This is a genomic window from Streptomyces sp. NPDC060198, from assembly GCF_042728415.1.
Classification (GTDB): domain Bacteria; phylum Actinomycetota; class Actinomycetes; order Streptomycetales; family Streptomycetaceae; genus Streptomyces.
Map to the genome: position 1 here is coordinate 1 of NZ_JBHWZJ010000261.1, position 9,952 is coordinate 9,952.

General features: G+C 69.6%; 13 protein-coding genes. 6 read left to right on the forward strand and 7 right to left on the reverse strand.

Annotated features, from left to right (window positions below; all coding sequences use genetic code 11):
• Positions 1-95: 95 nt before the first annotated feature.
• Entirely contained in the window at positions 96-1,274 is a 1,179-nt protein-coding gene (locus ACFWEP_RS25525; protein WP_387373217.1) for an alpha/beta fold hydrolase, read from the forward strand.
• A 38-nt stretch (positions 1,275-1,312) separates the two neighbouring features.
• Here ACFWEP_RS25525 and ACFWEP_RS25530 read toward each other — a convergent pair whose 3' ends face one another.
• From ACFWEP_RS25530 to ACFWEP_RS25540, 3 genes are all read right to left on the reverse strand, one after another.
• On the reverse strand, positions 1,313-1,792 hold the full coding sequence (locus ACFWEP_RS25530) for a hypothetical protein (protein WP_387373219.1): 480 nt from the start codon (positions 1,790-1,792) through the stop codon (positions 1,313-1,315).
• A gap of 162 nt (positions 1,793-1,954) precedes the next feature.
• Entirely contained in the window at positions 1,955-2,164 is a 210-nt protein-coding gene (locus ACFWEP_RS25535; RefSeq protein WP_387373221.1) for a DUF397 domain-containing protein, read from the reverse strand.
• Positions 2,161-2,991: a helix-turn-helix domain-containing protein gene (locus ACFWEP_RS25540; protein ID WP_387373222.1), complete on the reverse strand. Its 831-nt coding sequence runs from the start codon at positions 2,989-2,991 to the stop codon at positions 2,161-2,163. Before ACFWEP_RS25540 ends, ACFWEP_RS25535 begins: the two co-directional genes overlap by 4 nt.
• 104 nt (positions 2,992-3,095) lie before the next feature.
• Between ACFWEP_RS25540 and ACFWEP_RS25545 the strand changes: the two genes are divergently transcribed.
• The 4 genes from ACFWEP_RS25545 to ACFWEP_RS25560 all read left to right on the forward strand — a co-directional run bounded on the left by ACFWEP_RS25545 (position 3,096) and on the right by ACFWEP_RS25560 (position 4,851).
• Positions 3,096-3,362 (forward strand): hypothetical protein, encoded by a 267-nt coding sequence (locus ACFWEP_RS25545; protein WP_387373224.1) that lies wholly within the window; start codon positions 3,096-3,098, stop codon positions 3,360-3,362.
• Positions 3,352-3,606 (forward strand): hypothetical protein, encoded by a 255-nt coding sequence (locus ACFWEP_RS25550; RefSeq protein ID WP_387373225.1) that lies wholly within the window; start codon positions 3,352-3,354, stop codon positions 3,604-3,606. Before ACFWEP_RS25545 ends, ACFWEP_RS25550 begins: the two co-directional genes overlap by 11 nt.
• Positions 3,607-3,665: 59 nt before the next feature.
• On the forward strand, positions 3,666-4,043 hold the full coding sequence (locus ACFWEP_RS25555) for a hypothetical protein (protein WP_387373227.1): 378 nt from the start codon (positions 3,666-3,668) through the stop codon (positions 4,041-4,043).
• A 397-nt stretch (positions 4,044-4,440) separates the two neighbouring features.
• Positions 4,441-4,851 (forward strand): hypothetical protein, encoded by a 411-nt coding sequence (locus ACFWEP_RS25560; protein WP_387373229.1) that lies wholly within the window; start codon positions 4,441-4,443, stop codon positions 4,849-4,851.
• 256 nt (positions 4,852-5,107) lie between these two features.
• On the opposite strand, the gene ACFWEP_RS25565 is transcribed toward ACFWEP_RS25560, so the two are convergent.
• From ACFWEP_RS25565 to ACFWEP_RS25580, 4 genes are all read right to left on the reverse strand, one after another.
• The gene (locus ACFWEP_RS25565; protein WP_387373231.1) at positions 5,108-5,833 is read right to left on the reverse strand and encodes a vancomycin high temperature exclusion protein; all 726 of its coding nucleotides are present in this window, start codon (positions 5,831-5,833) and stop codon (positions 5,108-5,110) included.
• Positions 5,834-5,941: 108 nt separating this feature from the next.
• Complete coding sequence (locus ACFWEP_RS25570) at positions 5,942-6,238, reverse strand: hypothetical protein (protein WP_387373232.1); 297 nt, start codon at positions 6,236-6,238, stop codon at positions 5,942-5,944.
• A 69-nt stretch (positions 6,239-6,307) separates the two neighbouring features.
• Positions 6,308-6,742, reverse strand: coding sequence for a hypothetical protein (locus ACFWEP_RS25575; protein WP_387373234.1), 435 nt, complete (start codon positions 6,740-6,742; stop codon positions 6,308-6,310).
• A 29-nt stretch (positions 6,743-6,771) separates the two neighbouring features.
• Entirely contained in the window at positions 6,772-7,311 is a 540-nt protein-coding gene (locus ACFWEP_RS25580) for a hypothetical protein (protein ID WP_387373236.1), read from the reverse strand.
• Between the two features lie 252 nt (positions 7,312-7,563).
• Here ACFWEP_RS25580 and ACFWEP_RS25585 point away from each other — a divergent pair, with 252 nt between their 5' ends.
• Complete coding sequence (locus ACFWEP_RS25585) at positions 7,564-9,909, forward strand: GH92 family glycosyl hydrolase (RefSeq protein WP_387373238.1); 2,346 nt, start codon at positions 7,564-7,566, stop codon at positions 9,907-9,909.
• Positions 9,910-9,952 lie beyond the last annotated feature (43 nt).

Sequence of the window (9,952 nt, forward strand, 5' to 3'; positions counted from 1 at the left end):
GTGCCGGCACTCCGAAGTACCCCGACGCCGCCCACACCGGACGCCTTCGGACGGGCGCTTGACCTGTACCGCGGTCCAGGGCCGAGGCTTGCGGCATGAGCGAAGCAGATGAGCTGTTCGGCATCACGCAGGTGTCGGCACGGACCGGCCTGGCGTCGGACACATTGCGGTACTTCGAACGGCACCGGATCGTGCCGCCTCCCCGGCGTGACCGCGCTGGGCGTCGCCAGTACACGAACGCCGACGTCGAGCTGATCCGTATGCTGGTCCATCTCCGTGGGACGGGCATGCCGCTGGCCGACATCGCGCAGTTCACGGGCGCCGACGACAAGGCCGCAGATCCGGCCGGACTCCGACTGGAGCTGCTCACGGCGCACCGCCGCCGCGTCCAGGAGCGCCGCGAGGAACTGGACCGCGCGCTCGACGTGATCAACCGGAAGATCGGGGACTACGGCGACCGGTCCACGGGCACCCCGGAACTCCTCGACCGGCCGGACTGCACGATCGCCTTCAGCGTCCGGGGCGAGGGACCGCCGCTGTTCCTGGTCGGGGCACCGGTCGGGCGAGGAGGCTTCGCGGCACTGGCGGACGAACTCGCGGGCAGTTTCAGTGTCGTCACCCATGATCCGCGCGGCATCGGCGCCAGCCGCGCGATGCCGGGGATGGCCGCACCCACGCCCGAAGTCCTCGCGGATGACCTCGCCGCACTCGTCGACAGGTTCACCGGCGGGCCCGCGCTGTTCTTCGGTGCCAGTGGTGGCGCCGTGACCTTGCTGGAGCTGGCCGAACGGCATCCCCACCTGGTCCGCCGGGCCGTCCTGCACGAGCCTCCGCTCGTCTCCCTGCTGGACGACGTCGACCTGGCGGCCCGGGCCGCGGCAGCCTTCGCCACAGCCGAAGCGGATCCTCGACGGGCGGTGCAGGAGTTCTTCGACCTCACCGGTGCGGCCCACCGCACGAGCCCGGACCAGAAGCCTCCCGCGCACGTGCCGCTACCCGAGCCGGCCGCCGAAGAACTCGACAAGAACCGGTACTTCCTGGGGCACATGGCAGGCCCATCGGTCTTCTACGCGCCCGACATCGAGGCCGTCCGCCGAGTTCCGGTGGTGCTCTGCGCAGGCTCCCTGAGCCATCACCAGATGGCACGCCGGGCAACCCAGGCTCTCGCCGGACTGCTGGGGTTCCCTCTGATCGACATGCCCGGCAACCACATGGGAGCGAGCGCCGAACCGGCGGAGTTCGCCCGCGCCCTCGCGCCACTGCTCGAACCGTGAGCACCCCTGATCCGGACGCGTGGATCAGGCCGTGGCCTTCAGTCGCCGGACCATCCCCAGAAGGCGATCACGGCGTCCGCCCCACCCGCGTCCTTCAACGGCGTGCACCAGGCCGACCAGCGCGGCATGTCCCACAGCCCGTCCGAGCCGGGGTGCCCTGCGGCGTAGTGTTCCTGGGCTCGTGCGAAGTCTTCCCGGGTCGGCTCGGCGGTGCCGAAGAGCTCCACGGATTCCTCGTCCGACAGCGGGCGCACGGTGTGGTCGTCGTCGTACGCGTCGGTGTCGATCACCTCCCACACGTCGATGATCGTGTGTGTTCCCTCGCTGCCGAGGCCCTCGTCTTCCCAGAGGTCGTCAAGGTCGTCGACAGAGGTGAACGACGCTCCTGCGGGCCGCAGATCGTCCCAGTCGGTTCCATGGACGAAGAGCTTCTCGAACTCGACCTGCCGCAAGGCGGCCAAGGTCGCCGCGACACCTCCGGCGCAAGGCTCGATGTACTCCCACGCTGACGCACCCACCCCGGATCCTCTCCTTCCCCCGGCCCAGCGGCCACAGGTGCGGACTCTATCCGCCGACTTCCTTCGACTTCCCTGGCGAGGAGGGACGTGGGGGCCCAGAGCGGAGGCCCTCACCGGATACCGCACGGTGGGGGCCTCGGCCGAAACGGGTCGAGAGGCTTGTCAGATGACGCTGAACTCTCCGGTCTTGACGCCTGCCACGAATGCGGTGAACGAGGTGGCGGAGATGCCGAGGACCGGGCCGCTCGTGTCCTTGGAGTCACGGACGGGAACCGTGCCGTGCGTGGCTGCGAGGTTCATGGCGACCTCGACGCACTGGCCGCCGTCGGAGCTGTAGGAAGACTTGAACCAGTGGAGGGATTCGGTTGTCACGAGATGCCCTTTCGTACCTGACTGATCATGGCCACGGATTCCGCCTGTGACAGCGCTTCGGCCGCGAGTTGATGGTAGGCCGTCAGAAGTGGTCCCACGAAGCGCATGTCACGCTCCAACTGTCCTGAGTGCGCGGACTCCGCGTAGGAGACGTGCGACCGATCCGCCATGGTGGCCAACGTGAGCGGCTTGTTCAGCGAACGGCGTTCGCCCAGCTCGAAGGTGGCCACCTGTACGACCGTGTTCGGCATGTCGGCAACTGCCATCAGGCGATCGAGTTGCTCCGCCATGACTTCTGGTCCACCCACACGTTGCCGGATGCAGCTCTCATCAAGCACGACGTATACCTGCGGAGTTGGCATGCGGCTGAGTGACTCTTGGCGTCGGGTGAGGAGCGCGAGCCTCTCTTCTGCCTGAAGCTCAGTGATCGCTCCACGCCGCACTGCACCCTGGGTGACGGCAGCCGCGTAGGCCGGGGTCTGGAACAGCCCCGGGGCCAGGCCCATCTCGAAGAGACGAATCTCTGTGGCCTGACTCTCGTACACCACGAACTCAGGGAAGCCGTCGAGAATCGCGCTGTTCCGGGTTGCCGCACCCTGCCGGGTCAGTGCGTCGCCCGTGCCCAGGGCGCGATCGGTACTTGCAGTGAACTTGGCGGTTGGAGTTCGCGCACCAGTTTCGACGCCGGAGATGTGCGAAGCAGAATAGCCCGTGCGGGCGGACAACTCGTCCTGCGTCCAGCCGCGTTCCTCGCGCAACCTGCGCAGGCGTTCACCGAAGGCGGCTCGTGGGCTCGCCCCGGGGTCCAACGCTTTGCGATTCGCCACTCTTCATCGATCTTTCGTTCAGTCTCGTGGAGGTTGAAGACGTTTTAAGAGTAGGTCACCCTGAGGCCTCCCCGTAGCGAAACGACTACAGAGAGGAGTTGCCCATGTCCGAGCCCGACGCCGGTACTTCGGCGGAGCAGGGCACCGGCCGACCGCTTCCGGCCCCCGGCGCACTCATGGTGGACACCAGCCGTGAGGGCCGGGTCGGGGAGTTCCGGGGGGTCGCCGGGCCGTACTGGGCCATACGGCCCGTCGGCGGCGGGATCGAGTGGGAGGCCGCCCCCGAATACGTACGGCCGGCGAGCCCGGCAGAGCGGCTGCGTGCGGAGAACGCGCGCTGCAACGCCCGGAGTCGGGGTGATGTGCTGTGAGTCTGAACCCGATGGCGCCACCCCGGACGGGGCCGCCCCCACCGAGGTGCGACAGGCGCCCGCCGCTGCTGATTGCTCGGTCTGTCAGGACTTCGACTGGGCCGAGAGGGAGGCCGAGCGGGTGGGCGATCCGAGCGGCGCGACCGACTGGCGGATTCTGCGCAGGCGCCACCGGGCGGCCGAACACCCGGAGCCGACAGCAGGTATCGCCTCTGCCGACTCCCGTACGGCGCCCACCGACTGAGGACCGACGAACGAAGGGAGGCGCTCCCGCGCGCCTCCCCTCTCCATGAGGAGTGCCCCATGATCCAGTGCACCGCAGTCGCCCTCCTGCCGGTCTCGAAACGTGCTGTCCCCAGGGACGGCGGCCCGGCCGAACCGCGGCCCGTCCGATGCGTACTCGGCGAACAGCACTCCGACGAACACGCGTACCTGCTGTGGGACGACGACCGGCTCGGTGGCGGGGTGTGGGTCCGCTGGGCGGACGGTCGCATGTATCGGGTCGTACTGCTCCGGTGTACCCACTGCGACGAACTGCGCGGACCGTGTGCCCTGTTCGACGAACATCCGTCGGGGCACTCCTGGGAGGTCGTGGGCCCCGCCGATGAGGCGTCCCGCCACCGGCCCGTGGAACGGCCGCCCCGGACTCCCGGCGAGGATGGCGGAGCGGGCGACGAGTAGGAAGCAGGCGAAGGGAGTGACGCGGACAAGGCCGAGGAAGGCCCGTCACCCCGTCCGCCGGGCGCCCACGGCCCGGAAGACGGCGAAGGACGTCCACAGGATCGCGAAGCCCCAGCCCCGTGGAGCCGCCATACGCCGCAGTCCGTTCTCGTACGGTCACGGACGGACCGCGTGCGTCCGGCCCCTCGGCCGCCGCACCGCGCCGAACTCCCCACGCTCAAACCGTTGACCAGGACACACACCGGAGTCCGGCTGGAACGGCGGTACCACAGCCGTACTTCGTGACCTGGCATCCTGTCGGTGCGCAGCGCCGCGCAGACCCACACCCGGGCGGCACACCCCGGCGACGCGACAGCCTGGTGAATGCGGATGCGCGCGACAGGGAAGGTAGGACGGCATGACCGCTGACGAGACCGGACGGCGTGACCCCGAGCCGCGCCAAGACCTGGTGCGGCGCGCGGCGCCGTTCCTGCCGGTCGGCAGCGAGATCCGGCAGGTCTTCATCTGCCAGAGCGCGCCGAACTTCTGGTTTTTCATCATCACTTATCTCACCGGCCTGACGATGTTCTGGAACACGTACCGGTGCTTGGCAGTTACTCGCGACGCCATCCACGTGCTGGACAGCAGCAAGTTGTCCGGGGGCGCCGGCCCACATCGTCTGGCGGGCACGATGCCACGCCATACCCGACTCGGTCCGGTCTCCGGCCGATGGGGACAGGTGAACCTGCTCGGCAAGCGTCATTGGGTCCACAAACGGTTCCACGACCAGATCGCCGCCGCAGACCGAGAGGCCGGCTTCGCCCCATAGGTCGCGGCCTCCACCCGGTCGAACCCCGGCACGGCGCACGTCGGTTGGTGCTCGACCTTCCGGCAGACCCGCCACGGAGGAACCGCTGGACGATCGCGGAGCACGCCGGGGGCGTCAAGCCCGGGCACGCCACGGCCACTGCGACCGCGGGCACCCCTTCGACCACGAAGAGCGCGGTCCACGGCCGCCGTCTCAGGTGCACTGCTCGCCCGTACGGCTGTCGCGCAGGGAGACGGGCCGCCCCGGCGCCGCGCCCTCATCCCTGCGCCCCCGCCAGCGCGTCCGCGACCCCGGTCTCCTCGCGTCCCAGGAAGTGCGGGTCGGGCCGCAGGACGGCGTCCAGGGCCGCCTTGCCCGCGGCGAAGACCTCCCGGGTGCCGCCGTAGTACCAGGTGGCGTCGTGTGGTTCGTCGACGCCGACCCCGTACGCCTCGATGCCGGCGGCGCGGCAGAGCGCGACGGCCCGGCGGATGTGGAACCCCTGGCTCACCAGGACCGCGCGGTCGACGCCGAAGATCTTCTTCGCCCGCACGCAGGAGTCCCAGGTGTCGAAGCCCGCGTAGTCGCTGACGATCCGCGCGCCCGGCACCCCGTGCGCGGTGAGGTACGCCCGCATCGCGTCCGGCTCGTCGTACTCCTCACGGCTGTTGTCGCCGGTCACCAGGAGGGCCCTCACCTTGCCGGTCCGGTACAACTCGGCCGCCGCGTCGAGTCGGTGGGCGAGGTACGGGGTCGGCTTGCCGTCCCACAGTCCGGCGCCGAACACCACGGCGACGTCCTCGCGCGGCGCGTCGGCTGTGGTCCGCACGTGCGCCTGGGCCGTCGCGTACATCCACGTCATCGGCGCCAGTGCCACGGCACAGGCCACCATCAGCCCCTGGAGTGAACGCCGTTGACCGCGCCGGGTGCGCGGGACCAGCTCCGCCCACCGGCGTGGCCGCAGTGCTGCCCCGAGGGTCTTCGGCAGTCTCGGTCGTCGCATGGGAACCTCCGTCGGTGCGGCGGCGCACGGCGCTCGTGCGGCCTCCCCTTCCTGAGGGGACGAACGAACGTGCCCGGGAGTTCTGCGTCCGGGGATCTCGCTGTGCCCTCACCCGTGAAGCAGTCGGTGGGCGGGCCGGTTCGGCGTCGTGCGCCAGCGCGCGAGAAGGGCGGTGAACTCCTCGTCGCAGATGTGCCTGTCCCCCCACCCGAATCCCTCCCACGCCTGGGCGCGCTGGAGGGCGGGCGGCGGTATGCCGAACGCGAGACGGAAACAGGCGATGAACGAGACGGCACCGAATCCCGGGCCCCTCTCCTGCCGGGCGGACGACGCCGGCTCCACCGCGTCCTTCCTTCCGGTGTTCGCGGCCTTCAGCTTCTCGGCGACGCTCACCATGTCTGCCACGACGATCACTCCTGCGTCGCTCGTCGGGCCGGTCACCGGCGCGGCGCCGCCCCCGTGTCCCGGTCGGCCTCACGGCGAGGTGTCACGGACCTCCGTGGGCCTCCACGGGGCGGCCGGGAGATCCGGCCCGTCCAGCGCGTGGCGGACCTTCTCCTTCAGGGACTTCGGCGGGGCCTCCTCCTCCCGCTGCATGTGGACGAGGCGCGCGGTGGACACGCGGATGTGGCACGCCCGGTGGTTCTGGTGGACGTGGACCAGCCAGGAGCCGTCGGAGGTGAGGAAGGCGCTGCGCCCCGGAGTGTCGCCCGGCCGGGCGTGACGGGCAAGGACGCCCGGCACGTAGTGGAGCGCCGCGTCCTCGGCCACGGCCCGCGCCCGCGCCTCGTCGCCGTCGACCGGGTGGCTGGCCGCCAGCATCCAGCGGTGCAGCCGCAGTTCGACGCCGTCGGCCCGCCGGGTCTCGCGGGTGTCCTCCTCGATCAGGACGTACCACCGATCAGTCATGATGGTTCCCCTTGTCTCTCGTTCGCCGGTCACCACAGAGTGGTCGAGCGGGCGTCGCAGGCCGTCGCTTCGAACTCCGACAGGGGGACGAGGCGGACGAGTGCCTCACCGTCCTTCGAGTAGTCCTCGTACAGGACCCGGCCGGGGCGGAGCCGGTCACGGTCGGCCGTGGTGAAGTCGACGGACCGGGCCGACCAAGAAACGTCGTCGGTCCAGCCGACGAGGCGGTAGGCCGTCGCGTCGGCGAGCGGCTCGGGAGGCTGGGCCGTGGTCCACCCAGGGGTGGGGGAGTCGAGGGACCACGTGGTGAGTCCGGCCTTGAGGGGGCGGTCCGGTGCCCACTCGCCGATCCTCCTGCTCTCTTGGTCGTCCTCCCTGATGAGCCCCGCGCTGGTGATGTCGTGGCCGCAGACCATGATGACGCCGAGCAGCCCGCCGTCGGCCGCCACGGAGATCCCGGTGACGCCGTCGAAGGACGCGCCGCACCCGGAGGTCGTGGCCAGGGTCAGCCCGACGGCCAGGGCGCAGGCCGCGCGCCGGAACCCCGGCCGTGAGTAAGTCGATCGCACGTCGTCCCCCCGTCCGGGGACCTTGCGTGAGGACCCCCGTACCGCGGATGGTAAGGCCGGTGGGAGCTGGGTGGGTGGTGGCTCCGCTCTTCCGTTGCGCCCTCGTTGTGGATCTGTGGCCGCGCGCTCCACGGGCCGCGGCGCACGGATTTCACCGTGTCGCGACTCTTGACGCGTACACGAGCACGGGCCAAGAATGATCACGCACTACGGTATGACAACGTTGTCTACGTCGGAAGAGGCGTTCTTTCCATGAGATGGACCCACGTGATTCGCGGCGCGGGGACGGTGGCCGCGACGGCCGCGCTCCTCGGCGGAGCCGTCGCCGCACCGGCCGTGGCCGATGGCGCCAAGCACGGTCAGGACAGGCTCACCGATCTCGTCAACCCGTTCATCGGGTCCGAGAACGAGGGCAACACCTACCCCGGTGCGGCCGTGCCGTTCGGCATGGTGCAGTTCTCGCCCGACACCGGTCACAACACCGGGTACGACTACTCCCAGAACCACATCCGGGGCTTCTCCACCGTGCACATCTCCGGTGTGGGCTGTGGCCTCGGCGGTGACCTCCCGGTGCTCCCGACGACCGGCGACATCACGTCGACCGACAACGCCGTCTACGCCGCCGAGTTCAGCCACGACGACGAGAAGGCCGCTCCCGGCACCTACCAAGTCGGCCTGAAGACCGGCATCAAGGCGGAGCTCAGCGCCACCGCCCGTACCGGAGTGCAGCGTTACACCTTCCCGGCCACCGACAAGGCCAACGTCCTCATCAACGCGGGCCAGTCGCTGCACAAGACGGTGAGCACCAAGGTCGAGATCCTCGACAGCCGCACCGTGCGCACCGCCATCACCGGCAGCGGCTTCTGCCAGGACACCAAGCCGTACACGGTGTACACGATCACCCGCTTCGACCGCCCCTTCAAGGTCTCGGGCACGTGGAAGGGTGACGTCGTCACCGAGGGCTCCACGTCCTCCACCGCCGCCGGCGAGCGCAACGGCGCCTTCCTGCGGTTCGACACCACCAAGGACCGCACCGTCGAGGCGACGACCGCGATCTCCTACGTGGACGCCAAGGGTGCTGCCCTCAACCTCCGTTCGGAGGGCGGTCGTTCGTACGACAAGGTGGCCAAGGCCGCGCAGGGCGCGTGGGAGGACCGCCTCGACGACGTCAAGGCGCAGGGCGGCAGCGAGACCGTCCGCCGGACCTTCTACTCGTCGCTGTACCGCTCGTTCCTCGCGCCCAACCTGGGCAGCGACGTGGACGGCCGCTACACCGGCTGGGACCAGAAGATCCACAAGGCCAAGGGCTTCACGTACTACCAGAACTGGTCGCTCTGGGACACCTACCGCACCCAGGCCCAGCTGCTGTCGCTGCTCGCCCCCAGCGAGTCCCGCGACATGGCGATCTCCGTCATCAAGATCGACGAGGAGAGCGGCTGGCTCCCCAATTGGGGGTACGGCACGGTCGAGACGAACATCATGACCGGTGACCCGGTCACCCCGTTCCTCACCAACGCCTACCAGCAGGGTCTCCTCAAGGGGTACGAGGAGCAGGCGTACAAGGCGCTGAAGAAGAACGCCGACGGTGTCCCCGCCGCCGACTCCGCTCCGGTGGGCCGCGAGGCCAACAAGGAGTACCTCGCGAACGGCTTCGCCCCGTACATCGAGAACCGCGCACACGTGAAGCCCGGTGACTCGGACTACGACCACGGCGCCTCGGCGACCCTGGAGTACGCGCTCTCCGACGCGATGCTCGGCCAGATGGCCAAGGACCTCGGCCACAAGGCCGACGCCGCGCGCTACACCGAGCGGGCCCAGAACTACCGTACGATCTTCGACAGTTCGACCGGCTTCTTCCGTGCGCGTGACGCCTCCGGTGCCTTCACCGGCCCGGTCGACCCGGCGCAGAGCGTGGGCTTCCACGAGGGCACCTCGTGGCAGTACCAGTGGCTCGTCCCCCAGGACCTGCCCGGCATGGTCGGCCTGATCGGCGGCACCCAGGCCGCCAACGCCCGCCTCGACTCCTTCTTCGCCTACGACCAGCTGGTCCAGGACCCGGCGAAGACCGCCCGTGAGACGTGGGTCAACGGCCCGTACGCGTACTACAACGCGGACAAGTACAACCCGCAGAACGAGCCCGACCTGATCGCCCCGTACACCTACCTCTCGACCGGCGAGCCCTGGAAGACGACCGACGTGGTGCACGCCGCGCTCACCCTCTTCACGGACGCCCCGACCGGTATGACGGGCAACGACGACCTCGGCACGATGTCCGCCTGGAACGTCCTCTCCTCCATCGGCATCTTCCCGGTCCAGCCGGGCACCGACACCTGGGGCCTCTCCACCCCCGTCTTCGAGCGGGTGGACCTGACGCTGGACAAGCGCTACTACCCGAACGGCAAGCTCACCGTGAAGGCTCCGGGCACCTCGGACTCGGTGCGCTACATCCAGTCCGCGAAGGCCGACGGCCGCTCGTACGCCAAGACCTACCTGACCACGGAAGACATCCGTGACACCCGCGAGCTGACCTACAAGGTCGGCACGGAGCCCTCCACGTGGGGCACCTCGGTGAACGCGGCTCCGCCCGCCCTGAAGTGACGCGCTGACCGGCACGCACTCGGTACACACCGACGCCAGGACC

Bases quoted from the DNA above. Each gene is read 5' to 3' on its own strand.
- ACFWEP_RS25525 (WP_387373217.1), top strand. From the start codon at position 96: ATGAGCGAAGCAGATGAGCTGTTCGGCATCACGCAGGTGTCGGCACGG.
- ACFWEP_RS25545 (WP_387373224.1), top strand. From the start codon at position 3,096: ATGTCCGAGCCCGACGCCGGTACTTCGGCGGAGCAGGGCACCGGCCGA.
- ACFWEP_RS25550 (WP_387373225.1), top strand. From the start codon at position 3,352: ATGTGCTGTGAGTCTGAACCCGATGGCGCCACCCCGGACGGGGCCGCC.
- ACFWEP_RS25555 (WP_387373227.1), top strand. From the start codon at position 3,666: ATGATCCAGTGCACCGCAGTCGCCCTCCTGCCGGTCTCGAAACGTGCT.
- ACFWEP_RS25560 (WP_387373229.1), top strand. From the start codon at position 4,441: ATGACCGCTGACGAGACCGGACGGCGTGACCCCGAGCCGCGCCAAGAC.
- ACFWEP_RS25565 (WP_387373231.1), bottom strand. From the start codon at position 5,833: ATGCGACGACCGAGACTGCCGAAGACCCTCGGGGCAGCACTGCGGCCA.
- ACFWEP_RS25575 (WP_387373234.1), bottom strand. From the start codon at position 6,742: ATGACTGATCGGTGGTACGTCCTGATCGAGGAGGACACCCGCGAGACC.
- ACFWEP_RS25585 (WP_387373238.1), top strand. From the start codon at position 7,564: ATGAGATGGACCCACGTGATTCGCGGCGCGGGGACGGTGGCCGCGACG.